The organism is Alphaproteobacteria bacterium (genome assembly GCA_019635875.1).
GTDB lineage: Bacteria > Pseudomonadota > Alphaproteobacteria > Reyranellales > Reyranellaceae > JAFAZJ01.
This window is the reverse complement of record JAHBYP010000001.1, coordinates 914,985-941,131: the sequence shown is the minus strand read 5'-3', so window position 1 is coordinate 941,131 and position 26,147 is coordinate 914,985. Positions and strand designations below refer to the sequence as shown.

Genomic DNA, 26,147 nt, shown 5'->3' with positions numbered 1-26,147 from the left:
CAGTGTTCAACGGCAACGCTGGTCTCGGGACCCCGAGTTTGAATGGGCGCCTTGTCGGCTACCCGAGAATCCCCAGTCCCTTCAGCTTCGCGATCTCGTCGGCGGAGTAACCCGCGTCGCGCAGTACCGCCTCCGAGTGCTGCCCGACGGTCGGCGCGCGAAGCGGTGCCGCCTTGCTCTCGCCCTCGACATGGAACGGGCTCGAGACCGTGAGTCCGCCGCCGTCGGCGAAGGCAACGAGCGCGCCGGCATCGCGCGCCTGACGGTCGTCCGCCGCCTCGTTGACCGAGTAGACGGCGCCGAAGGTCACGCCCGCTGCTTCCAGGATCGAGCGCCATTCCGCGAGGTCGCGCCGGGCGAAGATGTCGTCGAGGATCGCCGTCAGCGCCACGGCATTCTCGCGCCGCGCGGCGAGCGTCGCGAAGCGCGGGTCATCCGCGAGGTGGCTGGCGCCGATCGCCGCCAGGAGGCTGCCGAGCTGCCGCGCCTCGTTGTGCAGCGCCATCAGGAACCAGCGGCCGTCGCGGCAGCGATAGTGATTGGCCAGCGCACTGGGCGTCCTCGCCCGCGGCGGCCGATGCGCGACGTCCTCACCGAACAACCGATTCTGCACGAAGCAGCCATTGGCCCACAGGCCGTTCTGCAGCAGCGAGGTCTGCGCCACGCCGCCGCGCCCGGTGCGTTCGCGGCGATAGAGCGCCGTGACGATCGCGGCGTAGAGCGCGGTCGCGGTCGGATGATCGCCCATGCCCGGCATGGAGCGCGCCGGGTCGGTATCGGCGGTAGCCCGTACCATGTCCATCAGGCCGGTCCGCGCCCAGTAGGCGGTGGCGTCGAAGCCGGTTCGCGCCGCCTCGGCGCCGGCCTCGCCGTAGGCGGAGATCGAGCCGTAGACCAGGCGCGGGTTGATCGCGAGCAGATCGGCGGCGGCGATCTTCAGCCGCTCGCGCACCGGCAGCGGGAAATTGGTGACGAAGACATCGGCTCCGGCGATCAGCCGGTGGAGCACGGCGAGTCCGGCCTCGTGCTTGAGGTCGATCGCCAGGCTGCGCTTGTTGCGCGATGTCAGCTGCCACCAGTAGTCGGTCGCCTTGCCGGGCACGGGCACCGCGGCGCGCCAGGGATCGCCGGCACCCGGTGGCTCGAGCTTGATCACGTCGGCGCCGAAATCCGAGAGAATCGTGGCCGCAGCCGGCCCGGCGATCCAGCTGGCGCAATCGATGACCTTCAGTCCGCTGAAGATGCCCTCGACCATTGACGTTACCCCTTCGACCACCCCGAACCAGGCGCCATACTAGCGCATGGAAGAGGAGGAACGCCGATGTCCGAAACACCGACCTTCGGCCGCTATGCGGAAGTGCCATACGATCAGATGACCCCGGAGCAGCAGGAAGGCTACCGAGCCATGCTCGAGGCCCGCGGCGGCCTGCCTGGCCCGGCCAAGATCTGGATACACAATCCCAGGCTCGCGAAGGTCGTCGGCCCGTTCGGCGGGCATTTCCATCCGGGCCGCTACTCGCTCTCCGAGCGCGAGCGCGAGATCGCGGTCTGCGTCATCACCAGCCGCTGGCACTCGGCCTATCCGACCGCGGCACACGAGCGCATCGCCAAGCGCGCCGGGCTGCCGGCCGCCAAGGTCGACGCGATCCTCTGCGGCATGACAACCGCGTTCGACGACGAGCGCGAGCAGATCGTCTACGAGATGGCCATTGTGCTGTCGAATGCCCGCTGGGTGCCGCGCGGCCTGTACGAGCGCGCGCTCAAGGCGCTCGGGCATGTCGGCATCACCGACGTCATCACCTTGATGGGGCACTACAGCAGCGTCGCGATGACGCTGGCATTCTATGATGTGCCCGACGGTGCGACGGGCATGGCGCGCTGATGAGCCTGTTGGCCGGCTTCAACGTGGCGCAGATCGGCGGCGGTCTGGCCGCCGCGGTCTGCGGCCGCATGCTGGCCGACCTCGGCGCGCGCGTGAGCTGCATCGGACCGGATGGCGGTACCATGCTGCTGGCGCATCTGAACCACGCCAAGGTCACCCCTGGGACGGCGGTCGCGGAGCACGAGGCCCTGATCGGGGCCCACCTGATCGTGCGCGAAGGGCGGCACGATCTGGCCCGGCTGCGCCAGTTCAACGCCTCGGCGCCGATCGTCACCATCTCCCCCTACGGCGAGACCGGCCCGCAGGCCAGCGAGCCGGCCACCGACCTGACCCTGTTCTTCGCCAGCGGCATCGCCCGCCTGCTGACCGGTCAGATCGACGATCTGTCGGAGGCGCCGATCCGTCCGGTGGGCGAGCAGTCGGCGTTCATCGCGGGCTTGGCCGCGGCCTGCGCCGGCATGCATGCGTCGCTGGGCACCGGGCCCGGCGCGAGCATCGACGTGTCGATCCAGGAGGCTCTGGCGACCTTGGCGATGACCGAGCTGGCGCGGGTGGGCCTCGGCGGCCGGAGCTGGGACCGCAAGCGCACCGGCGACGGCAATGGCGCGACGGTGTGCATCCTGCCGGCGCGCGATGGCCACGTCGCGATCTCGCCGCGCGAAGAGAGGCAGTGGGCGTCGTGGCTCAAGGCGATGGGCTCGCCCGACTGGGGCGCCGACCCGCGCTTCGCCACCAAGTCCGACCGGGTGAAGAACTGGGACGCCCTGCACGCGCTGATGGCGCAATGGAGCCGGCAGCACGACAAGCAATGGATCGCCGACATCGCGCAAAGCGCCCATGTGCCGAGCCTGCCCCTGCGCGACATTGACGAGCACCTCGATTCGCCGCAGATGCGCCATCGCGGCTACTACCAGCGCCGCGAGCTGGCCGGGAGGACGGTCCAGGTCCCGGGCACGCCATTCGGGCTGAGCATCACGCCGTCGACCCGGCGGGAATCTCCGCCGAACGGTCCGCTGCCCTTGTCCGGCGTGCGCGTGCTCGATTTCAGCTGGGTGATCGCCGGCCCGACGACGACGCGCTACCTCGCCGCGATGGGCGCGGAGGTCATCAAGGTCGAGGCGCCCGGCAGCGGCGACCCGGGGCGCGCATCCGAGCTGCATACGGTGCTCGGACAGGCGAAGAAGGCCATCGTGCTCGACCTGAAGAAGCCCGCGGCTGTCGAGATCGCGCGCGCGCTTGCCGCCAGATGCGACATGCTGATCGAGAACTACGCCACCGGCGTGATGGATCGGCTCGGCCTGGGTGCGGATGCCCTCAAGACGGTCAACCCCGATCTCATCTACATCTCCGCCTCGGGAATGGGGCGCAGCGGCCCGCAGAGCCACGCGGTCGCCTACGGCACGCTGCTGCAGAGCTATGCCGGGTTCGCCGGCCTCAACCGCCATCCCGATATCGCGCCGCGCATCGGCTTCGCCTGGCTAGACCCCATGTGCGGCCTGATGCTGGCTTTCGCCGCCGCCGCCGCGCTGTGGCACCGCCGGCACGGAGGCGGCGTGGCACGTATCGACTTCTCGATGATCGAGGCGATGCTGTGGACGCTGGCCGAGCCGCTGCTGGCGACGCAGCTCGGCGCACCGCCGAGGCCGGTGGGCAATGCGTCGACGGAACATGCGCCGCACGGCGCTTGGCGGTGTGCGGGGAAGGATGACTGGGTCAGCGTCGCGGTGCGCACGCAGACGGAGTGGCAGGCACTGTGTGGCCTCGTGCCGGGATTGTCCGGCATGGCAGGGCTCGATCCCGGCCAGCGCATCGCCGCCGAACGCACGATCGATGCGGCCCTGACCGCATGGGCCGCTGGGCAGTCGGCACCCGCCGCCGCGCGAGCGCTGCTCGACGTCGGCATTCCCGCCGCCGCCCTCGCCCGCTCCGAGGACCTGCTGAAAAGCCCGCACCTCGCCGCCCGTGCGTTCTGGGACAGGCACGACGGCGGCGTGTTGCCGGGGCTGCCCTGGCGCGCGAGCTTCGGCCGGACGACCGGCCCCGCGCCGGGCCTGGGCGCGGATACCGATGACGTCCTGAGCCGTGTTCTCGGACTGACACCCGGGCGCATCGCCGAGCTTCGCGCGAACGGTGTGCTCGGCTAGAGCATCGAGCAGTCAATCGGACCCACCTGTCATCCCGAGCGCAGCGAGGGATCCAGGGAAGCCGCCTGGATCCCTCGCTGCGCTCGGGATGACAGGGTGAGTCTGATATTGCGCGCGTCGCGCTAGTTCCCTTCCCTCCCGGAGGGCGAAGGGAGATCAGAACTCCCCGCTGCGATAGGCCTCGTCGAGTCGCTTGGCGTCCTCTTCCGACAGGTCCGGCCAGGCCTCGCCACGCTTGCGCAGCTTGCCCTTGAAGTTCGGCTTGCGCTTGGCGTTGAACGCCTGCCGGCCCTCCTCGCCATCGATCGTGGTCTGGATCAAGAGCGAGTTGATCAGGTTCTGCACGTGCCACGCCTGGTCGGTCGGCAGGTCGCCGAAGCGCACCACGAACTCCTTCATCATGCGCACCGCGACCGGCGGCAGGGTGCAGATGTGGCGCGCCATCTTCTCGGCACGCTCCAGCAGCTGCGCATGCGGCACGACCTCGTTGATCAGGCCGATGCGCAACGCCTCCTCGGCGCCGAACGGCTCGTCGGTCAGCAGGATCTTCATCGCATCGATGTAGCGCAGCTGCTTGGCGAGCAGGCTGGCACCAGGGCCGTGACCCAGCCAGCCCTGGGTCAGCAGCGCGAACTTGAAGCGCGCGTGCTCGGCGCTGGCGATGCGGATGTCCGTCGAGGCCAGCAGGATGTAGAGGCCGGCACCGGCCGCCCAGCCGTTGACCGCGGCAATCACCGGCTTCCACACGCGCGGATAGTGATCGCCCATGCGTCCGTCGACGCCGGTCCTCTGGCCGTGCACGGTGCCCGCCAGCGGCCAGAAGATGCGCTGCGTGCGCAAGAGCTCGCGCTCCTCCTCGGTGATGTCCTTGCGCGGCGCGAGGTTGTGGCCGCCGCAGAAATGCGTGTCGCCCTTGCCGGTGAGGATCGCGCAGCGGATCGAGCGGTCCTCCCACATGTCGATCCACGCCTCGGAGATCGCGTCGGAGGTCGGCTTGTCGAGGATGTTCGCCTTGCCGGGATTGTTCAGCGTGATGTAGGCGACGCCGTCACGCTTCTCGTAGTCGATGGCCAAGCGAACCTCCTCGATACAGCCGCGCCGTCATCCCGAGCATCGCGAGGGATCCTTCTGCAACCCGAAAGACCCCTCGCTCCGCTCGGGGTGACAGGGAGCTACTCGCGCGGCCGGCTGACCTCGGCGCGGCCCACCACCATGTGATGCACCTCGTCCGGACCGTCGGCGAACCGCAGATGCCGCTGGTGCAGGTACATCTCGGCGAGCGGCGTCCACTGCGAGATGCCGGTGGCGCCGTGGATCTGGATCGCCTGGTCGATGATCTGGCAGACCTTCTCGGGCACCATGGCCTTGACCATGCTGACCCACACGCGCGCCTCGCGGTTGCCCAGCACGTCCATCGCCTTGGCCGCCTTCAGCACCATCAGGCGCATCGCCTCGATCTCGATGCGGGCGCGCGACACCGTCTCCAGGTTCTTGCCGAGCTGGATGAGCTGCTTGCCGAAGGCCGTCCGGGTCGAGCCGCGCCTGACCATCAGGTCGAGTGCCCGCTCCGCCTGGCCGATCGATCGCATGCAGTGGTGGATGCGGCCCGGCCCCAGCCGCAGCTGCGAGATCTCGAAGCCGCGCCCTTCGCCCAGCAGGATGTTCTCCTGCGGCACGCGCACGTCGTCGAACCTGATGTGCATGTGGCCGCGCGGCGCGTGGTCGTGGCCGAAGACATGCATCGGGCCGAGGATCTTCACGCCGGGCGTGTCGATCGGCACCAGGATCTGCGACTGCTGGAACTGCGGCGACGCATCAGGGCTGGTCTTGACCATGGTGATCATGATCTTGCAGCGCGGATCGCCGGCGCCGGAGATGTAGTACTTCTCGCCGTTGATCACCCATTCGTCGCCGTCGAGCACGGCGCGGGTCGTGATGTTCTTGGCATCGGACGAGGCGACGTTCGGCTCGGTCATGGCGTAGGCCGAGCGGATCTCGCCGTTGAGCAGCGGCTTGAGCCACTTCTCCTTCTGCGCCGGCGTGCCGACGCGCTCCAGCACTTCCATGTTGCCGGTGTCCGGCGCGGAGCAGTTCAGCGTCTCCGACGCCAGCGGCTGCTTGCCCAGCTCGGCGGCGATATAGGCATAGTCGAGGTTGGTCAAGCCGCGGCCGATCTCGGAGCCGGGCAGGAAGAAGTTCCACAGGCCCGACGCCTTGGCCTTGTTCTTGGCGACCTCGAGCAGCTCGAGCTGGCCGGGCGCCCAGCTCCACGGATCCTTGCGACCCTCGCCCAGCCGGAAGAACTCCTCAGCCATCGGCTCGACGTTCTCCGCGATGTGCTTCTTGACCGCGTCGAACAGCGGCTGCGCCACGCTCGACATGGCGAGATTGTTGAGCTCGGCGTCGACATCGGGGCGGTGGTGGGGGCGGGCAGCCGCGGCGCGCTGGCTCATCGGTATATCCTCGGAAGTGGTGTGGCTGGATCTCTCGCCACCCAATCCCGACAGACCGCACGTGCCGGGTCAATCTCGCAATTCCTGCATGCGAGCAACGACAACCACGTCGGCGTCGTGCTGCGGAACGGGCACGGCCCGGAGGCCGGTTTCGATCGGCCGGGCGGCTACGCCGCCCTGGCGGTGACCATGCCGATCACCCGCTCGCGATGCGCCCGGGCGTTGCCGAAGAGCTCGGCATTGGCCCGTGCCCGCTTGTAGTAGAGATGGTTGACCATCTCCCAGGTGAAGCCGATGGCGCCGAAGATCTGGATGCTGCGGTGGGCGGCCGATACATAGGCCTCGCTGGTGTAGGCCTTGGCCATCGCCGCCGCCAGCGAGGCGCGCGCGTCGGATTCCGACAGCGCCCAGGCGGCGTAGAGGGCGGCGACGTTGCAGCATTCCGCCTGACCCAGCATGTCAGCCAGCGAGTGCTTGATCGCCTGGTAGGTGCCGATCGGCCGGCCAAAGGCGACGCGCTCCTTGGCATAGTCGCAGGTCATCTCCATCACGCGGTGCGTGCCGGCCGCATTCTCGGCCGCCTGCGCGAAGAGCAGGCGATCACGCAGCCACGGCCACAGGGTCTCGTCCGCCATCGCCAGCGGCTCGCCCACCGCGTCGGCAAGGCGCACGTCACAAACCTGCCGGGTCACATCGCGCCATGGCAGGAGCTCGACCCGCACACCGGGCTGCTTCGCATCGACGAGAAAGAAAGCGCGGCGCCCGGCCTGTTCGTCGTGGGCGGCAACCACCAGCCAGGCGGCGGCTGCCGCATCGATGACGAACGACTTCACGCCGGTCAGACGGAAATTGCCGGACTGCCGGCGCGCGAGCGCCTCGCGACACGGACCGTCGACCGAGCCGTCCGCCTCGGCGATCGCCAGCGCCAAGGTCGTCTCGCCGGTGGCCACGCCCGGCAGGATGGTGCGCTTCTGCTGCGGCGAGCCGCCCTTCTGGATCGCCCAGGTGCCGAGCAGGGTGCCGAGGAACGGACTGGGTGCCAAGGTGCGGCCCATCTCGCCCAGGATCATCGCCAGCTCGATGCAGCCCAAAGCCAGGCCGCCGAACTCCTCCTCGACGACGACGCCCGGCCAGCCCATCGCCGCGATCTTGCGCCAGTTGGCCTCGTAGCCGGCATCGGCGACCGTGGCGCCCGGCACCTGCACCCGTCCCAGCGAGATCTCCTTCTCCAGGAAGGCGCGCGCGGACTGGCGCAGCAGCAGATGATCCTCGCCCAGGGAGAAGTTCATGCTCACGTCCTCCTGGTCTGGGACCACGGCAGCTGCGCGGTCGGATCGAGCTCGCGCGGCAGCCCCAGCATGCGCTCGGCGACGACGTTCTTGAGGATCTCCTGCGTGCCGACGCCCAGCGTGACGGCGTGGCTGAACCAGAAGGCGTAGTCCCAGTCGTCGTAGGGATCGTGGCCGTCGGCGAGCTGCGACGGGAACGGCCGCTCGCCCGCGATCATGCCGCGCGGTCCCTGGGCGCGCTTGGCGAGATCGACGACGCGCTGGCCGTGCGGCGCCGCCAGCATCTTGTGGATCGCGCCCTCCGGTCCGGGGGCCTTTGCGTTCATGCGGTCGCTGAGCGAGCGGTAGGCCAGCAGGCGCAGGATCTCGCCCTCGATATAGACATGCGCTGCCTCGTCGCGCAGCGCGCCGTCGTTGAGGGCGCCGATCTCGGAAAGCCCCTCGACCAGCTCGCGCGCCGAAGGCCCGTGCCCCCAGATCGCGCCCGGCCTCGACAGCGCCACGCGCTCGGTCTGCAGCTGGGTGACGCTGAGCGCCCAGCCTTCGCCCTCCTTGCCCAGCAGCCGGTCGGCGGGAATGCGCACGTCCTCGAGGAAAACCTCGTTGTACTCGTTCTCGTGGCCGGACATGTCGATGATCGGCCGGATGCGGATGCCCGGCGCGTCCATGTCGATCAGGAACTGCGACAGGCCCTTGTGCTTGGGCAGGTCCGGATGCGTGCGGGCCACCAGCACGCCGACCTTTGCCTTGTGCGCGAGCGAGGTCCAGATCTTGTGGCCCTTCACCACGTAGTGGTCGCCATCGCGGCGCGCCACGGTGCGCAGTGCGCCGAGATCCGAGCCGCCCGACGGCTCGCTGAACAGCATGCACCAGGTCTCCTCGCCCGCGAGCGCCGGCCACAGGAAGCGTTCGCGCTGCGCATCCGTGCCGTGGGTGAGCAGCGACTGCGCGCAATTGTTGACGGCGACGGGATTGCGCGGCGGCGAGACGCCGGCGCGCTTCATCTCCTGGTCGACGATCAGCTGCAGCTCGGAGTCGGCGGCCAGTCCCCACGGCCTGGGCCAATGCGGCACCACAAAGCCGGCCTCGGCCAGCTGCCGGCCGCCGGGACGCGGATTGGCCTCGAACCAGGCACGCACGGGCTTGCGCGCGGGATGGTCCTCGCCGGGCAACTCGAAATCCATGGCGTCCTCCGTTGCGATCTAGGCTGCGGCGCTCGAGGTGAAATCCTTGAACTGCTCGCGCAGCGTCACCTTGTGCACCTTGCCGGTAGCCGTCATCGGCAGCGCGTCGACGAATGCGACGTCGTCGGGCAGCCACCACGACGCCATCAGCGGCCGCAGATACTCGAGCAGCGCATCGCGGCTCACCTGCCTGCCCGCCCGTCGCACGACGACCAGCAGCGGCCGCTCCTGCCAGCGCGGATGATGCACGCCGATGACCGCGGCCTGCGCCACGTCAGGATGGCCCATGGCGGCGTTCTCGACCGTGGCGCTGCTGATCCACTCGCCGCCGGACTTGATGACATCCTTGGAGCGGTCGACGATCTCGACCGTGCCGTCGGCGGACAGACGCGCGACGTCGCCGGTCTGCAGCCAGCCGTCGGTGAAGCCGCCGTCCTGCTTGAGGTAGCCGGCGGCGACGCAGGGACCGCGCGCCTGCAGGTGGCCGTAGGCGACGCCGTCCTGCGGCAGCTCCCTGCCCTCGTCGTCGACGATGCGCAGGCGCGTGCCGAAGGCGACCCGTCCCTGGCGCAGCTTCTGGTCGATGCGCGCCTCGAGCGGCGCGTCGGCCAGGCCGGGCGGCATGCTGCACTTGGTGACGCCCAGCGCCTCGGTCATTCCCCAGCACTGGCCGACCTCGATGCCGTGACGCATCTCCAGCGCCTCGACCAGGGCGCGCGGCGGCTTGGTGCCGGCGATCAGGGCGGCGCGCAGCGTCGGCAGCCGCAGGCCGTTGCGATCGAGATGATCGACCAGGCTCATCCACACCGTGGGCACGCAGGCGGCCATGGTCACGCCTTCATGGGCCATCAGCTCGTAGAGCTTGTCGGGCTCGAAATTGCGCCCCGGCAGCACCATGCCCTGGCCGCTGAGCGGCGCGGTGTAGACCATCTGCCAGCCATTGCCGTGAAACATCGGCGCGATCGGCATCACCACCTCGCGCGCGCCCGAGCGATAGCCGCCGATCATGTCGGCGGTGCTCATGATCAGCGCGCTGAGCAGGGTCGAGCGGTGCGAGTTGACCACGCCCTTGGGCTGGCCGGTCGTCCCCGACGTGTAGCAGATCACCGAAGCCTGGCGCTCGTCGAGGACCGGCCACTCGTAGTCGTCGCCCTCCGCCGCCAGCAGGCGCTCGTAGCTCAGCAGCTCGAGGCTGCTGGCCGGAGGCTCGGGATCGACACTCATGTAGATCCAGCCCTTGACGCCCGGTGCGCGCGGCGCGATGCGCTCGGCGATCGGCAGGGTCGCGGCGTCGAGGCAGATCCACGAATCCTCGGCGTGGTTGACGATATAGACGAGGTGCTCGTCGAACAGACGCGGGTTGATGGTGTGCAGCACCGCGCCGCTGCCCGACACGCCGTAGAACAGCTCGAGGTGATGATGCGTGTTCCAGGCCAGCGAGCCCACACGCTCGCCCGATCTCACGCCCAGGCGCGCCAGGGCGGCGGCCAGTCGCCTGGCCCGTCGGCAGGTCTCGCCATAGCTCGTGCGATGCAGGCCGCCCTCGGCGGTGCGCGCCACGATCTCGGTGCCGCCATGCACGCGCGCGGCGTGCTCGATCAGCGAGGAGATCAGCAGCGGGGCATCCATCATCAATCCGCGCATGGTTTCCTCCGATTGCGCCGGACGTCTATCGCGCCGGCTTGACGTGGCCCTCGACGATCCTGCGCCACAGCGCCAGCAGGCGGTCGAAATGCTCCGGCTCGTTCTGCCAGAGCATGCGCACGGCCAGACCGCGCACCAGGGCGAGCGTCAGCCACAGCACGTCGTCGGCGGTCCTCTCCGACAGCCCGGCGGCGATCAGCGCCTCGCGCCAGGCCTGCTCCGCCGACAGCCGCGCCGCGCGCACCATCACCATGTGCTTGCGGCGCAGGCGCGCGTTGGTGATCGATGTGCCGATATCGAGCGCGATGAAAAACGACGGGCTGAAAAAGAATTCACGCGCGTCGGCGATGATACGCTCCAGCGGATCCTCGTGCTTGCGCAGCGTTCTAGCGCGCCGCTCGCTGGTCTCCTTCACCCTGTTGAACACGTGCTCCATGGTGGCGAAGACCAGCTTCTCCTTGGTGGCGAAGTGGTGCAGCTGCGCGCCGCGCGACACGCCGGCCGCTTTGGCCACATCGGCGGTGCGGAACTCGGCGTAGCCCTTGCGATGCAGCATGTCGACGGCGGCGTCGAGGATGCGCGTGCGCGTCTCGTGCGTGCGCTCGGCCTGCGTGCGCCGGGGTTTCGCGGCGGGGCGGCGGGCCTTGACCGGCCGCCCCGCCGTGGCTTCGTGGAGCGACATCAGTCCGACTTCACCGTCTCGACCTCGACCCAGCCCTTGCCGTCGAACCGCGACAGCCGGAAGCTGTGATAGGCGCGGTAGTCGTCCGGCGTGTTGTTCAGCGTCATGCCGGGCAGCAGCATCGGCAATGTCACGTTCTTCAGCGTCGTCGCCTGCCTGACCACGTTCTGGCGGGTCAGCTCGTGGCCTGCCCGGGTCAGCACATGCTCGACCATCTGGGCATTGTGGTAGCCGGAGACGCCGATGGCGTCGAGCGGCGAGTCGCCGGGCGCGTACTTCTTCATGAAGTCGAGATAGGCGTTCACCGCCGGATCCTTCGCCCACGCCGGATCGCCCGGCTCGCGGAAGAACTGCGCGGTCATGACCCCGACGACGTTCTCGAAGCCGACGACCTTGAGCACCGCCTGCACCGAGCTGCCGGGACTGGCGACGAGCTGCATCGGCTTCCACTTCAGGTCGTTGGCCTTGCGCATCGCCTGGGCGGCGAATTTCGGCGTGGTGAAGTTCAGGAAGACGTCGGCGCCGGAGCCTGCCAGGTTGATGATCTGCGAGTCGACCGTGGCGTCGGTCAGCTCGTAGCTCGCCTCGGCGACGATCATCTTCAGATTCGCCTGCCCGAGCCCGCGCTTGAAGCCGTTGAGGTAGTCCTTACCGTAGTCGTCGTTCTGGTAGAGGATCGCGATCTTGGCGTTCGGCCTGGTCTTGAGGATGTACTTGGCGTAACCGCCGGCCTCGACGTCGAAGGACGGGTAGAACGGCACTGTCCAGGGATACTGCCTGGGATCGTTGAACTTGCTGCCGCCGGCGGAGATCAGCAGCTGCGGCACTTTCTTGCTGTTGAGGTAGCGCTGGGTCGCCGAGTTGGTCGGCGTGCCCACGGTGCCGACCTCGCAGAACACGCCATCCTCCTCGACCAGCCTGCGCGAGGCTTCCAGCGCCTTGGGCGGGTTGAAGCCGTTGTCGAGCGCGATGAACCTGATCTTGCGTCCATTGATGCCGCCGCGATCGTTGACCGCCTTGAAGTACGCCTGCTCGACCCGGCTGTAGATGCCGAAGGCCGAGGCCGGGCCGCTGAACGGCGCGCTGTGGCCGATCAGGATCTCGGTGTCGGTGATGCCTGGATCGTACTTCTTCGTCGTCTGCGCCCCGGCGCCGCCCGCAAGGACCAGCCCCAACGCCACCCATATCCACGTGCTTGAACGCATCGCCTCCTCCTGTCCACCGCCGGCCTCTCGACGGACCGGTCATCAATCAGTTAAAAACAGTCCAGCCGGCTTGTAAACTGGGATTCTACCATTTGTTAGGAAATCGCCATGGCCGAAATCCTCGCTTTGGGTATCTCGCACTACCCGCCGCTGTGGGGTCCGGACGACCGCATGGCCTGGATTCTCAAGCGCATGCTGCAGAATCCGAACCTGCCGGAGGCGCTGCGCGCGCCGCCGGGCTGGCCGGCGGCGATGCGCGACGAATGGGGCAACGACGAGGGCGTCTCGGCCGCCGCGCGCCATCGCGCCGTCCTCGTCGACTGGCTCACGCGCACGCGCGCCGCGCTCGACGCATTCAGTCCCGATTTCGTGCTGATCTGGGGCGACGACCAGTACGAGAACTTCAAGGAGGACGTCGTTCCGCCCTACTGCATCGCCGCCTATGACCGTTTCAGGTTCGCGGTGCCGCCGGGCAATGTCTGGGGCGAGGCCGACAAGGTCTACGACCTGCCGGGCCATCGCGCGGCCGCCAAGATGCTGGCCGGCCGGCTGATCGAGGACGGCTTCGACACGGCCTACGCCTACAAGCCGCTGCACCATCCGATCGGCCACGCCTTCAGCAACGCCATCATGTATCTCGACTACGCGCGCGGCGGCTTCGGCTATCCCATCGTGCCCTTCGCCATCAATTGCTACGGCAGGCGCGTGCTGGCACAGCGCGGCGGCCTGCCGGTGTTCGACCGCGTCATCGCCGACGAGGATCTCGACCCGCCGGCACCGACGCCCGGACGGCTGTTCGACCTCGGTGCCGCCACGGCGCGGATTCTCGCCGACTCGCCCTATCGCGTCGCGCTGCTGGCTTCGTCGGGCTGGTCGCACGCCTTCCTGACGGCGAAGAACCAATACCTCTATCCCGACACGCCGGCCGACCGGCGGATGTACGAGGCGCTGCGCGACGCCGATTGGGCGACCTGGCGCAACTATACCGGCGCCCAGGTCGAGGACAGCGGCCAGCAGGAGATCCTGAACTGGTCGTGCCTGGCCGGCGCGCTCAGCGAGCTCAAGCGCCCACCGCGCGAAACCGGCTTCGTCGACACCTGGATCTTCAATTCGTCAAAGGCGTTCCTGATCGCCTGAGCCGCGCACGATCCCGCCGCTCAGCACGCGCATCAGTTCGTCGGCCACCTCGTCGGCGCTCATCTCGCCCTCGGGGTCGAACCACTCGGCCGCCCAGGTGAGCGCGCCCATGGCCAGCATGCGCACCACCGACAGGTCGAAGCCGCTCTTCAGCAGGCCGCCGCGCTCGGCCTCCCGCAGCAGGCCGGCGAAGATCGCGGCGTACTCGCGTTCCTGCTTCATGTGCTGCTCGCGCAGCCGCTTGGGCAGACGACGGATCGACTTCAGGCGCGAGGAGAAGTGTTCGCGCAGCGTGTACTTGAAATGCGCGCCCAGAGCCGCGCGCAGGCGGACCAGGGGCGAGCTGCCGACGCCGGCCGCCTCGATGGCGCGCATCACCTGCTGGCGCGCGCCCTCGACGCCGCTTTCCAGCACCGCGCGCATGATCTCGTCGCGCGAGGCGAAGTGGTAGTAGATGCTGCCGGCCTCGATATTGGCCGCCGCCGCGATGGTGCGCACGGTCACCTCGTCCGAGCCGTGCTCCTGGAACAGCCGCTTGGCGACCTCGATCAGGCGCGCCCGGGTCTTCTCCGCCTTGGTGAGCTTGGTCTCGGTCGAGGGCGCGGCCTGCATCAGACGATGATCGTGAGCTTGCCGGGATAGAGCATATCCATGCCGAGGATCGAGCGCTTGGCCCTGATCCTCCACGGCTGCGCCGCGCAGTCGATGCGGTAGACATGCTTGCCGTAATAGGTGTCGACCACGCCGCGCTTGGCACGGTAGGTGACGAAATTGCAGGTCACGTCGGCGACGCCGTTGTTCATGCCGGTGATGCGCACGTTGCCGATCATATGGCGCTGGCGCGAGCGGGGGAACTCCGAATGCGCCTCCTTCTTCGACAGGCGCACGACGCGCTCGCGCAGCCGCACGTAGTCGTCGGCGATGTAGAACAGCGAGGTCGCCGGATCGGTCTCGTCGGCCTCGCCGGTCGGCGGCACCTCGTAGGTCGCGCCCTCGGCGAACAGCGCGAACCACTCCTCGATGCGCCATTCGTCGAGCAGGTCGGCCTCGAGATAGAGGAAATCCTCGATGCGCGCGCGCAGGCCGCTCTGGTCGGCGGGCAGGCCCGGCGCCAGGCCGGCATCGGGGCTCATCGCGCGCCCTCCATGCGGTCGCGCCACTGGCGCCAGAAGCAGCGCATCTGCTCCTCGTCGTCGTTCATCGGCGGACCCGAACGCGGCATGCCCTTGGAGATGTCGTTCCAGCCGACCTCGCGCGCGTTCCTGTAGCCGCGCTGGCAGTTCTCCAGCGCTTCCTGGTCGTCGGGCGTGGCGAAGCCGCCGGGTCCCAGGAACTCCAGGAAGTTGAACAGCCTGAGCTTGCGCAGGTCGTGGTCCTCGCCGCGCGCGCCCAGCGCCCAGGCGCTCACCGTCATGCGGTTGGGCGCGTCGGGCATGAAGGTGCGGACGGTGATCGCCATGATGTCGTTGATCACCAGGTTGGGGAAGATCAGCATGTTGCGGCTGGTCTCGGCGATGCGCGTGCCGCGCTCCGCGCCGAAGCGCCGGACCAGTCCCTGGCGCAGCTGCTCGACCACCTCGCGCTTCTCCTCGCCCCACGACGGCACCCAGCGCGCGATCGGCCGGCCCCAGGGCGAGGCGTATTCGATGACGGCATGCCCATTGCCGAGATTGGACATGCCGCGCGCGGTGAAGTCGGAGCCGCCCTGCTCCATGCGCAGGCTGCCGATGTTCTTGAGGTAGTCGAAATAGGTGCTGTGCACCGGGAAGCCGTGGAAGGCGTCGATGCTGTTCTCGGCCAGGAGCTTCCAGTTGGCGTTGATGACGTATTGCTGGCCGGAGCCGACGATCTCCATGCCGGCCTCGGACTGGTCGGCGACCAGGTCGATATATTCCCTGGCGCCCGCCAGGTAGTCCGCCAACGGCACCGCGTTGCGGTCGAAATTGACGAACCAGAAGTCGCGATACTGCTCGAGCCGGGGCACCTGCGTCAGGTCGGCGCAGCCGCCGCCATAGTGCTCCTTGCCGTAGTTGCCCTCCTCGAAGCGCGAGGCGAAGCGTCCGTTCACGTTGAACGACCAGCCGTGATAGAAGCAGCGGAAGGCGAGCGCATTGCCCTTCTTCTCGCGCACTACCATCGCGCCGCGATGCGGGCAGGTGTTGAGGAAGGCGTGCACCGCGCCGCCGCGGTCGCGGTTGAAGATCAGCTCGCGGCCGCCGACGGCCCGGGTGATGAAGTCGCAGTTGCCGGCGATCTCCGAGCCGTGGCCGAGATAGAGCCAGCAGCGATCGAAGATGGTGTCGCGCTCGCCGGCGAGCACGTCGTCGTCGGTGAAGGCGCGGCGGGCGACGCGGAACAGGTGGCGTTCGCGGTCCTCGATCACCAGGCCGCTCATGGTTCTCGCCGTGGGTGCAACATAGGTGTCCATTCGGGCGTCCCTCCCAGGTCTTGCCGAATGCGGCGCAATCCACTATCTAACACTTGTTCGAAATCGTATACCCCTTCCAGCCTGACGGTCAATCGGGGACGACATGGCGAAGATCACGTTCGAGACAGCGGACGGCCGCGAGCGGACCATCGACATCCCCAACGGGCAGTCGGTCATGATCGGCGCGGTGCAGAACAACGTGCCGGGCATCGACGCCGATTGCGGCGGCGCGCTCAGCTGCGCCACCTGCATGGTCTATGTCGCGCCGGACTGGTCCGATCGCCTGCCGCCCAGGGCCGACGACGAGGACGGCATGCTGCAGTTCTCGCCGCATGTGAACGAGACGTCGCGGCTGTCGTGCCAGATCACCGTCAATGACGGCCTCGACGGCCTGCGCCTGAAGGTGCCGGCCAGCCAGCACTAGGCGGCGCCGAGGAAGCGCCGTGCGTTGCCCGACAGCAGGAGGTCGCGCTGGCCGGCTTCGAGCGCCAACGCCTCGATCGCGCCCACCGGATCGCGCTCCTCGATGGTGAAGGGATGATCGGTGCCGACACAGAGCTGGGTGACGCCGAAGCGCTCGATCAGGAAGGCGAGCGTGTCGCGGTCGTAGACCAGCGTGTCGTAGAACAGCCGGCGCGCCTGCGCGGCCGGCGATTCCTTCACCGTCTCGCGCATGCCGGGCACCGAGTTCCAGCCATGCAGGACGCGCGGCAGCACCAGGCCGAAGACGCCGCCGCCGTGGCTGAAGGCGATGCGCAGTCTCGGATGACGCGCGATCACACCGGCCATCATCAGCGAGACGATGGCCGTCGAGGTCTCGCAGCCGAACAGCGCCAGCGCCGGCATGTTGGGCGGCCCGATCAGCCGCTCGGTGCCGGCGGGATGCAGCGCATGCACGAAGACCGCCGCGCCCAGCGCCTCGGCCGCCTGGAAGAAGACCGCGAAGCGCGGATCGCCGATCGACACGCCGTTGACGTTGGTGCCGATCTCCACGCCATGGAAGCCGCCGCCCTGCATCAGCAGCTCGAGCTCGCGCGCGGCCATGTCGGGGTCCTGCAGCGGCACCATGCCCAGCCCGCCGAAGCGGCCCCTGCCGTCCCGCACCATGGCGGCGATGACGTCGTTGACGTGCCGCGACATCACCCGCGCGTCCTCGGGCTCGAGCCAGTAGGACAGCAGCTCGGGCATCGGCGACAGCACCTGCCGGTGCACGCGGCAGGCCTCCATCACCTCGAGCCGCCGCTCGATGCTCCAGCTGTGGTCGCTGACGGTGCGGAACACCTTGCCGGCGATCATGACGTTGCGGTGATGGCAATCATGCGCCGGCTCCATCGACGGCCAGCGGGCGTTGGCGTGGCGGCCGGCATAGGCGGGAAAGCTCGCCGGCACGATATGCGTGTGGATGTCGATCGCTCCGCTGGTCACCGACCGGCCCTCGCTGTCCATAATGGTCGGCGCATTTATTCGCCATCGGCCGAGGCAGGTCCAGCGCAAGGGAGAACGCCATGAAGCTCAAGGGCAAGGTCGCGCTGGTCACCGGCACCAGCCCGAACATCGGCGGCGGCATCGCCGAAGCGCTGGCGGCGGAAGGCGCCGCCCTGGTCTGCGTCGACGCCGCCCGGGCCAACGCCGAGGATTGCGCCAACGCGATCAGGGCGGCGGGCGGGCGCGCCTCGGGCAAGGTCTGCGACGTGCTCGATCAGGACCAGGTCAGGCGCACCGTCGAGGAGGCCTGCGCCGAGTTCGGCCGGATCGACGTGCTGGTCAACAACGCCGTGATCTTCAACAAGAAGGGCGTGCTGAGCATGCCGCTGCCCGAGTGGGAGAAGCAGATCGGCGTGATCCTCACCGGCGCCTTCCTGTTCACCAAGCACGTCGCGCAGTCGATGATCGACCGCCAGGTCAAGGGCGCGATCATCAACATCATCTCCACCGCGGGGCACCAGGGCGAGCCTGACAACATCGCCTACTGCACCGCCAAGAGCGGCATGCTGAACTTCACCCGCTCGGCGGCGATGGAGCTCGTGGGTCACGGCATCCGCGTCAACAGCCTCACGCCCACCGCCACCGATCCCGCCGAGTCGGATGCCCGTGCCCAGCGCTGGGGCAGGACGGCGCCGCGGCCCAATCCGGCGCGCGACGCAGTCTTCGACGGCTTCCGCCGCGGCGTGCCGATGCAGCGGCTTCCGCGGCCCAGCGACTATGGCCGCGCCGCGGTGTTCCTCGCCGGCGACGATTCCGACATGATCACCGGCACCGACCTGCGCGTCGACGCCGGCGCCGTGGCGCGCTACTGGGCCTGGAGTCCGGCGCGCGAGACCGTCTAAAGACCGCTCCGCGAACCGACTTCCGGATCGTGACCTCTGCGCGGTTGCGTCGTCGCCGACATCACCGTACCTTTTCGCTCGACAGGGAGTTGCCCGTCGTACGCGCGTGAATCCAACCAAACCGCGACGAGCGAGACGCACATGGCCGAGCCGGTTCTGGCACTCGACGACCTCACCGTGCGCTTTCGCCTGCGCCGCGGCGAGCTGACCGCCGTCGATGGCGTATCCTTCACCGTCCATCGCGGCGAGACCTTCGGGCTCGTCGGCGAATCGGGCTCGGGCAAGTCGGTGACGGCGCGCTCCATCATGCGATTGATCCCCGATCCGCCGGGCGAAATCCCGCGCGGCCGCATCGTCTTCGAGGGCCGCGACGTGCTGGAGATGGGCGATGCGGAAATGCGCGCGCTACGCGGGCGACGCATCGCCATGGTCTTCCAGGAGCCGATGAGCGCGCTCAACCCGGTGTTCACCGTGAGCGCGCAGATCTCCGACGCGCTGCGCACCAATCTCGGACTGAGCAAGCAGGAGGCGCGCGAGCGCGTCGTCGAGCTGCTGGCGCTGGTCGGCATTCCCTCGCCGCGCAAGCGGCTCGACAGCTACGTGCACGAGTTCTCCGGCGGCATGCGCCAGCGCGTGATGCTGGCCATGGCGCTGTCGTGCAACCCCACCTTCCTGATCGCCGACGAGCCGACCACGGCGCTCGACGTCACCATCCAGGCGACCATCCTCGAGCTGATCACCAGCATGATCGAGCGCTTCGGCATGTCGCTGATCTTCATCACGCACAACCTGGGCGTTGTCGCCCACGCCTGCGACACGATCGGCGTGATGTACGCCTCGCACCTGGTCGAGCTCGGCTCCAAGCGCGAGATCTTCCGCAATCCGCAGCATCCCTACACGGTGGGCCTGCTGAACTCGATCCCGCGGCTCGACACGCAGGCGAAGTACCTGACGCCGATCACCGGCACCGTCTGCAACATGATGGACCCGCCGCAGGGCTGCAAGTTCCACCCGCGTTGCGCCCACGCCATGGAGATCTGCAAGCGCGAGATCCCACCCCTGCGCGAGGTCGCGCCGGGCCACCTCGCCGCCTGCCACCTGCACGGACGCCAGTGATGGCCGCGACCGAAACCCTGCTCGAGGTCAAGGGACTGACCAAGCACTTCGCCCTGCACGCCGACATCTACTCCAGGCTGGCGGGCGAGAAGGCGCAGCTGCTCAAAGCGGTCGACGGCATCGACTTCCACATCCGCCGCGGCGAGACGCTGGGCCTGGTGGGCGAGAGCGGCTGCGGCAAGTCGACCACGGCGCGGCTGGTGACGCGGCTGATCGAGCCGACCTCGGGCGAGGTCAAGCTGCGCGGCGAGGACCTGCTGGCATTCTCCTCGTCCCGCATGAAGGAGGCGCGCAAGGAGATCCAGCTGGTCTTCCAGGACCCCTACTCCTCGCTCAACCCGCGCAAGACCATCATGCAGATCCTCAGCCGGCCGATGGAGATACACGGCCTGGCATCGAACTGGGCCGAGAAGCGCAGCCGGGTGCTGGAGCTGTTGCGGCGCGTCGGATTGGGCATCGAGCATATCGATCGCTACCCGCACGAATTCTCCGGCGGCCAGCGCCAGCGCATCGCCATCGCCCGCGCGCTGTCGGTCGATCCCGACCTGGTGATCGGCGATGAGCCGGTCTCGGCCCTCGACGTGTCGATCCAGGCGCAAATCCTCAACCTGTTCCGCGATCTTCAGCAGGAGCTGGGCCTCACCTACCTGTTCATCGCCCACGATCTCAGCGTGATCCGCCACATCAGCGACCGGGTTGCGGTGATGTATGTCGGCAAGATCGTCGAGACCGGGCCGGCGGCGGCGATCTTCGAGAGTCCGCTGCATCCCTACACGAGGGCGTTGCTCGCGGCCGTGCCGGAGGCGGATCCCGACAAGCCGCCGCCCAAGCTCACGCTCAAGGGGGAGATATCGACGCCGATCGATCCGCCCCCCGGCTGCCGGCTGTGCGGCCGCTGCCCGCGAGAGACGTCCGTCTGTTCACAGGTCGCGCCGCCGCTGGTCGATGTCGGCGGCGACCGCCAGGTCGCCTGCCACAACCTCTAGATCGACGCACGCACAATCAGATTCACCCTGTCATCCCGAGCGCAGCGGGGACCCAGGCCGCTTCCCTGGACCCCTCGCTGCGCTAAAGGGGCCGCGGACGGCCCCGAGGATGACATGTGAACCGCTCCAGCCGGCTTCAGCGTTCGGCCAACCGTGGGTCGAGGATATCCCGCAGGCCGTCGCCGAACAGGTTGAAGGCGAGCACGGTGTAGCAGATGGCGAGGCCGGGGAAGGCCGCCATGAGCGGATGCGTCTCCATGTAGTCGCGCGCGGCGCTGAGATCGGCGCCCCAGTCGGGCGTCGGCGGCGGCGTCCCGAGACCCAGGAACGACAGCGCCGCCACGATCAGAATCACGAAGCCCAACCGCACGGTGGCGGTGACAATCAGCGGCGATACGATATTGGGCAGGACCTGGCTCAGGGCGATCCGCACCGACGAATCGCCCATGGCGCGCGCCGCCTCCACATACTCCTTCTGCTTTTCCGCCAGCACCGAGCCGCGGGCAAGTCGTGCGATCTCCGGCATGCCGGCCAGGCCGAGCGCTCCCACAAGGACGATGTCGATCATCACCCCTTCGAACTTCCAGGCCTGCGCCACCGTCACGAAGAGGAGGTAGAGAAGCAATCCCGGGAAAGCGAGCAGCCCGTCGACAATTCTCATTCCCAACGTGTCGGCCATCCCGCCCCAGTAGCCCGCGAGCACGCCGAACGGCACACCGAGCAGCAGCCCGAGCGCGACCGCCACGACGGCTATCGTCACCAGACGCCGCCCGCCGTACAGCAGCCTTGAGTAGATATCGCGTCCGAGCCGGTCCGTTCCCAGCAAATGCTGCTCCGAAGGCGGCGCGAGGCGGGCGCGGTAGTTCTGCTTGATCGGATCGTGGGTGGCGATCCACGGTGTGGCGATGCAGGCACCGAACAGCAGCACGAGCATCACCGCGCCAATCGTGGCCGTGCGGCTCTTGCGCAACTCGTACCAGGCGTTGGAGAGCGCAGCCATGAGACGCTGAAGGCGCGGAGGTGCCGGCGGCACCCGCCGCTCGTAGGCGACATCAACCAGCTTGCCGGCTTCCAGTTCGGACATGTCGAGCCACCTACGCCAGTTTGACGCGCGGATTGAGAAGTCTGTACGTCAGGTCAACCAGCAAGTTCATGACAACGACGATTACGCCCAGGACGAGCACACCGGCCTGGATCAGCGGATAGTCGCGCTGCAGGATCGCCTCGAAGATCGCGCGGCCGATGCCCGGCCAGGCGAAGATGGATTCCAGCACCACCGTGCCGCCGAGCAAGTTGGCCAGCTGCAGGCCGCTGATCGTGATGGTCGGGATCATGGCGTTGCGCAACGTGTAGCGGAAGATGACCCGCCGCTCCCGCAGACCCATCGCGCGCGCGGTGTCGACATATTCCTTGCTCAGCTCGTCGAGCATGCTCGACCGCGTGAGGCGGGTCGTGAACGCTGCCTGCCGGAAGCCGATCGCCGCCGCCGGCAGGATGAGGAACTGAAGACTGCCCCAGAAGTCCTCGAATGGGCTGACGTATCCGGATGAGGGCAACCAGCCGAGGTAGAGCGAGAACAGCAGCACGCAGAGGATCGCGAACCAGAACTCGGGTATCGATATCCCGGCCAGCGACGTCACCTGCGCGGTATAGTCGACCGCCGTGTTGCGACGCACGGCGGCGAGCGTGCCCAGCGGCACGGCGATCAGCATGGAGAGCGAGATCCCGACGGCGGCGAGGTACACCGTCGCCGGGATGCGACTCAGCAGCTCGGTCGAGATCGGCCGCCGCGTCACCAGCGAGTTGCCGAAATCGAACTCGGCGACGCGGACGAGCCACAGTGCGTAGCGCTCGTAGATCGGCCGGTCGAGCCCATACTCCTTCCTGAGAATCGCGCGCGCTTCTTCGATGTCGCCACCCTCGGTACCGACCAGCGTGTCGACGATCGAACCCGGCAGCGCCTCGACGAAGCAGAACACCACCACCGTCAGCACCAGGATGACGGGGACGAGCTGGGCGATGCGGCGCAGGATGTAGGCGAGCATCGCCCGTCGCGCCTCAGCCTTCGATCCAGGTACGACGCATGCCGGCGCCGGCGTAGCTCCACGGCCCGGAGAAGGACGGCGCATAGCCCTTGACGCGGGCACGGTGGCCGGCCATCAGCAGCGGCACGTAGTGCGTGTAGAGCATCGGCAGGTCGCGGTTAACCAGCGCCTCGACGTCGGCATACATCTGCCGGCGCTTGGCCCGGTCGCGCTCCTGGCGCGCCGCGATGATGATCTGGTCGGCCTTCTCGTTCTTGTAGCCGACGCGGCGGCGGTTTTCCGGCGCACTCGACAGGATGTTGCGGCCGAACCAGCCGTCCGGGTCGAGACGATATGAATTCGCCGTCGAGTCGATGTTGTAGTCGCCCTTGCTCTGCTTCTCCAGCATCACCGGCGATGGCAGGATCTCGAGCACGACGTTGAACCCGGCGTCCTTGAGCATGGCATGCACAAGCTCGCCCGACTGTTGCATGTAGGGGAAGGTGTCGTTGGCGATGATGGTGAGCCGCTCGTCGCCGCCCTTCGCCTTCTTGCGCAGCGCCTTGGCCTTGTCGAGATCGAACTTGGACGACGGCTCGATGCCTTTGGGATGCCACGGGCTGGCTTCGCTGTAGAACCCGTTGGCGATCGAGCCAATGTCGTTGAACACCGCCTGATGGATGCCTTCGCGATCGATGGCGTGGGCGATGGCCTGCCGGAGCAGATGGGCGTCGGGATTGTCCTTGTCCGACAGCAGGCCGTTCTTCAGGTTGAAGAACATCATGGCCGTGCCGACTTGCGGCACCGGCCAGGTCTCGTACGTCGTGCCATGGTCCTTCTTGAACGCCGCCGCGTCGGCGTAGGCGACGTTGTCGATGAGATCGACCTCGTTGGCGCGTAGCGCCGTCAGCCGCACGCGGTCCTCCTTCTTGGGCATACCGATCAGCCCATCGAGGTAGGGCAGCGAGTTGCCCTCGGCGTCCGTCTCGTAGAAGTTCTCGAAGCGGACCAGCTCGCACCGGTCGTGGCGGCGCCAAGACTTGAACTTGAACGGGCCGCAATTGACCGGTTCGGTGTCGGCCTTGTCGGCGGCGCCCGGAGCCATCAGGTTGACCGGGTAGTAGATGAGGTTGATGTCGAGCGCGACGTCCGGCTCCTTGAGGTGGAAGCGCACCGTGTGCTTGTCGTCCACCGTGACGCGCTCCACGCCGGACACCACCGAACGCGTGAAGGCGTGGCTCATCTTGGGATCCTTGATCCGCTCGATGTTCCACTTGACCGACTCGGCGTCGATCGTCTGGCCGTTGTGGTACTCCACGCCGCGCCTGAGCTTGAAGGTCCAGGTCTTGAGGTCGGCCGAGGTGTCCCACGACTCGGCGATGGCGGGCTTGGGCTCCATCTTGTCGTCGAAGTCGACCAGGCCGCCGGTGATGCCGGTCAGTGGATGGGACACGAAATAGATGATGTTGCGATGGGTATCGAGCCCCACGGAGTCATCGCGCGTGCCGAAGCGCAGCGTGCCGCCACGCTTGGGGTGCTTCTTGCCCGCCGCGGCCTCGTGCGCCGGCAGCCCGACCATCGCGGCGCCTGCCAGCGCCGTGGTCGACTTGAGAAAGTTACGCCGTGACTGTTCGGGACCCTTCTTGTTTTCGCCGGTCATGACGAAGCCTCCCTGCTTGAGGTTTTATGGGCCGAGTTTGGCTATCTGGTCGTACTGCTACTCGATCGAATGCTCCACGGAACTACGCTACGTCCGATTCCGTCAGTCGGAATACGCTGTGATGCGGACGGGTAGAAACCTGACGACATTGGCGGGAATGTCAACGCTCACCTTTCCGACATCGTCAGCGCGCCGATGACGACTTGGTGAAAGCTCGGCGGGACTCAACGATGCTGCGTCCTGCCTTCGGCGAGGCGCCGATCATCCTCGGTCTGGTATTGCGGCGAGGTATCGCGCGGCATGCGCGTGTCGTCGCCGCGAGTCGCCGCTGCCGCAGCGCGCCACGCCTCGTCATTCCACGACGCGTCGAGCCGCACGATCCCGCCTGGTGCATTCATCTTCTCGAACGCCGTCAGCGCGGCGCGCACGATGCGTTCCTGATTGGCGCGATCGAACGGCCTGCCGGTGCTGTGGCCCAGCGGATAGTCGACGAAGACCGCGCGCGGCGGCGCGCCGGCCTGGAGAATATCGAGCGCGCTGCCGAGACAGAGCGTCGGCATGCCGAGCGCTTCGAGGTGACGGGCGGCCAGACTCACGGTCTGGTGACAGACGGGTCACATCGGCACGAGCAGCGCGACGTCGACCGCCTGTTGCCTGAAGACTCCCTCGACCTGCGGGATCAGCTCCTCGCGCACGCGGCGCTGCGAGTAGATGCCGCCCATGCACGAGATCGCCGCATCGGCCAGCTCGCCGACGACGCCTTCGTCGCGCAGCCTGCGCAGCGCGGTCAGCGGCACGAGGCACTCGGGATCGCGCCGCGCGTCGACCAGGTAGTTCTCGGTGATGTGGGCGAAGCGCAGCCGATCGGTGGGCGTGTCCATCGGGATCAGGCGGATCGAGGCGTCGTCCTTGTAGTGAAAGGCCACCTGGCCGGCGACGTAGCAGCCCGACGTGGTCAGCACGCCGAGCCGCGACCGCGAGAGCGTCTTCTTCAGCGGCGCAAAGGGCGGCGCCTCGCCGGCGACATACCAGCGATAGGGCGCGTAGCCCAGGCTGGCGTAGCGCTGCGTGATCGCATCGATGTAGCGGACTGCTTCCATCGCATTCAGTCCGTCTCGATCGGCAGCGATTCGTCCCTGGCCCACTCGCCCATCGAGGCGTCGTAGAGCGTCAGGTCGTCGTAGCCCAGCTGGTGGAGCAGGAAGAGATCGAGCGTCGCCGAGATGCCGCCGCCGCAATAGGCGATCACCTTCTTGTCCGGCGTCACGCCCTGGGCCGCGAACTTTGCCTGCGCGTCGGCCAGCGCGGTGAAGCCCTTGGTCGCGGGATCGATCAGGGTCACGGCCGAGACGTTGACGCTGCCCGGCACACGCCCCGGCCGGCCGTATCGGCTGGCCGTCAGCCCGGCATGGAATTGCGGGCCCAGCGCGTTGACGGTCACGGTGCCGGGCCTGCCGATCGCCGCCCGTACCTCGTCACGACCGACGAACAGGCCGGCACGCGGCGACGCCTTGAAGCGCGCCGGCGGATAGCCCCGGGGCGGCCCGCTCTCGACCGGCCGGCCCTCGGCGCGCCACTTGTCGAAGCCGCCGTCGAGCACCGCGACCTTGGGATGGCCCAGCGCGCGCAGCATCCACCAGAAGCGCGTCGCCCACATCATGGTGCCGACGCTGTAGAGCACGAGCTGCCTGGCCGGGTCGACACCGTGCCGGCCGAAGGCGGTCTCGAGCGCAGCGACATCGGGCAGCATGAAGCGCAGCCGCGTGTCGTTGCGCGAGAACTCGCCCTGCAGGTCGAGGAAATCGGCGCCGGGGATATGCGCCTCCTCGAAGGTCTTGCGGCCCGCCACCGCGATGTAGGGTTCCTCGACGCCGGGCGGCGGCGTCTCGAGATAGGTCGTGCAGTCGAAGATGCGCAGATCGGCCTCGCCCAGTCGGGCGGCGAGCGCTTCGGTGCTGATCAGGGCCTGTGGTTCGCGCATCGGAT

The 26,147-nt window shown here is 68.1% G+C and carries 25 protein-coding genes; 7 read left to right on the top strand and 18 right to left on the bottom strand.

Annotated elements, in window-relative coordinates; genetic code table 11:
• Positions 1–58: 58 nt before the first annotated feature.
• Complete coding sequence (locus tag KF889_04725) at positions 59–1,255, bottom strand: CoA transferase (GenBank protein MBX3498727.1); 1,197 nt, start codon at positions 1,253–1,255, stop codon at positions 59–61.
• 66 nt (positions 1,256–1,321) lie between these two features.
• Between KF889_04725 and KF889_04720 the strand changes: the two genes are divergently transcribed.
• Positions 1,322–1,882 carry a carboxymuconolactone decarboxylase gene (locus KF889_04720; protein ID MBX3498726.1) on the top strand — a complete coding sequence of 187 codons (561 nt, stop codon included), beginning with the start codon at positions 1,322–1,324 and terminating at the stop codon, positions 1,880–1,882.
• Positions 1,883–1,905: 23 nt separating this feature from the next.
• A complete protein-coding gene (locus KF889_04715; GenBank protein MBX3498725.1) occupies positions 1,906–4,026 on the top strand; it encodes a CoA transferase in 2,121 nt (706 codons plus the stop codon).
• A 156-nt stretch (positions 4,027–4,182) separates the two neighbouring features.
• Here the strand turns inward: KF889_04715 and KF889_04710 are convergent, their stop codons facing one another.
• The 7 genes from KF889_04710 to KF889_04680 form a co-directional block, all read right to left on the bottom strand.
• Positions 4,183–5,100, bottom strand: coding sequence for an enoyl-CoA hydratase/isomerase family protein (locus tag KF889_04710; GenBank protein ID MBX3498724.1), 918 nt, complete (start codon positions 5,098–5,100; stop codon positions 4,183–4,185).
• 98 nt (positions 5,101–5,198) lie between these two features.
• Positions 5,199–6,479, bottom strand: a complete 1,281-nt coding sequence (locus KF889_04705; GenBank protein MBX3498723.1) for an acyl-CoA dehydrogenase family protein — start codon at positions 6,477–6,479, stop codon at positions 5,199–5,201.
• 167 nt (positions 6,480–6,646) lie between these two features.
• Entirely contained in the window at positions 6,647–7,768 is a 1,122-nt protein-coding gene (locus tag KF889_04700) for an acyl-CoA/acyl-ACP dehydrogenase (GenBank protein ID MBX3498722.1), read from the bottom strand.
• Positions 7,769–7,770: 2 nt separating this feature from the next.
• On the bottom strand, positions 7,771–8,952 hold the full coding sequence (locus KF889_04695; GenBank protein ID MBX3498721.1) for an acyl-CoA dehydrogenase family protein: 1,182 nt from the start codon (positions 8,950–8,952) through the stop codon (positions 7,771–7,773).
• Positions 8,953–8,970: 18 nt separating this feature from the next.
• Positions 8,971–10,596: a long-chain fatty acid--CoA ligase gene (locus KF889_04690; GenBank protein ID MBX3498720.1), complete on the bottom strand. Its 1,626-nt coding sequence runs from the start codon at positions 10,594–10,596 to the stop codon at positions 8,971–8,973.
• Between the two features lie 25 nt (positions 10,597–10,621).
• Positions 10,622–11,278: a TetR/AcrR family transcriptional regulator gene (locus tag KF889_04685; protein MBX3498719.1), complete on the bottom strand. Its 657-nt coding sequence runs from the start codon at positions 11,276–11,278 to the stop codon at positions 10,622–10,624.
• Entirely contained in the window at positions 11,278–12,483 is a 1,206-nt protein-coding gene (locus tag KF889_04680) for an ABC transporter substrate-binding protein (GenBank protein ID MBX3498718.1), read from the bottom strand. The genes KF889_04685 and KF889_04680 overlap by 1 nt, the downstream gene beginning before the upstream one ends.
• 108 nt (positions 12,484–12,591) lie before the next feature.
• Here KF889_04680 and KF889_04675 point away from each other — a divergent pair, with 108 nt between their 5' ends.
• Positions 12,592–13,620 carry an extradiol ring-cleavage dioxygenase gene (locus KF889_04675; protein MBX3498717.1) on the top strand — a complete coding sequence of 343 codons (1,029 nt, stop codon included), beginning with the start codon at positions 12,592–12,594 and terminating at the stop codon, positions 13,618–13,620.
• Here the strand turns inward: KF889_04675 and KF889_04670 are convergent.
• From KF889_04670 to KF889_04660, 3 genes are read right to left on the bottom strand one after another with little or no spacing between them, the layout of a single operon-like run.
• Complete coding sequence (locus KF889_04670; protein MBX3498716.1) at positions 13,597–14,232, bottom strand: TetR family transcriptional regulator; 636 nt, start codon at positions 14,230–14,232, stop codon at positions 13,597–13,599. The genes KF889_04675 and KF889_04670 overlap by 24 nt on opposite strands.
• Positions 14,232–14,753, bottom strand: a complete 522-nt coding sequence (locus tag KF889_04665; protein MBX3498715.1) for an aromatic-ring-hydroxylating dioxygenase subunit beta — start codon at positions 14,751–14,753, stop codon at positions 14,232–14,234. The genes KF889_04670 and KF889_04665 overlap by 1 nt, the downstream gene beginning before the upstream one ends.
• Entirely contained in the window at positions 14,750–16,015 is a 1,266-nt protein-coding gene (locus tag KF889_04660) for a Rieske 2Fe-2S domain-containing protein (GenBank protein MBX3498714.1), read from the bottom strand. The genes KF889_04665 and KF889_04660 overlap by 4 nt, the downstream gene beginning before the upstream one ends.
• A gap of 136 nt (positions 16,016–16,151) precedes the next feature.
• Here KF889_04660 and KF889_04655 point away from each other — a divergent pair, with 136 nt between their 5' ends.
• Positions 16,152–16,472, top strand: coding sequence for a 2Fe-2S iron-sulfur cluster binding domain-containing protein (locus KF889_04655; GenBank protein ID MBX3498713.1), 321 nt, complete (start codon positions 16,152–16,154; stop codon positions 16,470–16,472).
• Here KF889_04655 and KF889_04650 read toward each other — a convergent pair.
• Positions 16,469–17,494 (bottom strand): amidohydrolase, encoded by a 1,026-nt coding sequence (locus KF889_04650; protein MBX3498712.1) that lies wholly within the window; start codon positions 17,492–17,494, stop codon positions 16,469–16,471. The genes KF889_04655 and KF889_04650 overlap by 4 nt on opposite strands.
• Before the next feature lie 59 nt (positions 17,495–17,553).
• On the opposite strand from KF889_04650, the gene KF889_04645 reads away from it, so the two are divergent.
• From KF889_04645 to KF889_04635, 3 genes are all read left to right on the top strand, one after another.
• Positions 17,554–18,375: an SDR family oxidoreductase gene (locus KF889_04645; GenBank protein ID MBX3498711.1), complete on the top strand. Its 822-nt coding sequence runs from the start codon at positions 17,554–17,556 to the stop codon at positions 18,373–18,375.
• A gap of 141 nt (positions 18,376–18,516) precedes the next feature.
• The gene (locus KF889_04640) at positions 18,517–19,491 is read left to right on the top strand and encodes an ABC transporter ATP-binding protein (GenBank protein MBX3498710.1); all 975 of its coding nucleotides are present in this window, start codon (positions 18,517–18,519) and stop codon (positions 19,489–19,491) included.
• Positions 19,491–20,477: a dipeptide ABC transporter ATP-binding protein gene (locus KF889_04635; protein MBX3498709.1), complete on the top strand. Its 987-nt coding sequence runs from the start codon at positions 19,491–19,493 to the stop codon at positions 20,475–20,477. The genes KF889_04640 and KF889_04635 overlap by 1 nt, the downstream gene beginning before the upstream one ends.
• A 136-nt stretch (positions 20,478–20,613) precedes the next feature.
• On the opposite strand, the gene KF889_04630 is transcribed toward KF889_04635, so the two are convergent.
• The 6 genes from KF889_04630 to KF889_04605 form a co-directional block, all read right to left on the bottom strand.
• Entirely contained in the window at positions 20,614–21,561 is a 948-nt protein-coding gene (locus KF889_04630) for an ABC transporter permease (protein ID MBX3498708.1), read from the bottom strand.
• Positions 21,562–21,571: 10 nt separating this feature from the next.
• Positions 21,572–22,522, bottom strand: coding sequence for an ABC transporter permease (locus KF889_04625; GenBank protein MBX3498707.1), 951 nt, complete (start codon positions 22,520–22,522; stop codon positions 21,572–21,574).
• Between the two features lie 13 nt (positions 22,523–22,535).
• Positions 22,536–24,161, bottom strand: coding sequence for a twin-arginine translocation signal domain-containing protein (locus KF889_04620; GenBank protein ID MBX3498706.1), 1,626 nt, complete (start codon positions 24,159–24,161; stop codon positions 22,536–22,538).
• 224 nt (positions 24,162–24,385) lie between these two features.
• Positions 24,386–24,757, bottom strand: a complete 372-nt coding sequence (locus KF889_04615; protein MBX3498705.1) for a hypothetical protein — start codon at positions 24,755–24,757, stop codon at positions 24,386–24,388.
• Between the two features lie 18 nt (positions 24,758–24,775).
• A complete protein-coding gene (locus tag KF889_04610; protein MBX3498704.1) occupies positions 24,776–25,261 on the bottom strand; it encodes a hypothetical protein in 486 nt (161 codons plus the stop codon).
• A 5-nt stretch (positions 25,262–25,266) separates the two neighbouring features.
• Positions 25,267–26,142, bottom strand: coding sequence for a sulfurtransferase (locus KF889_04605; GenBank protein ID MBX3498703.1), 876 nt, complete (start codon positions 26,140–26,142; stop codon positions 25,267–25,269).
• Positions 26,143–26,147: the final 5 nt, after the last annotated feature.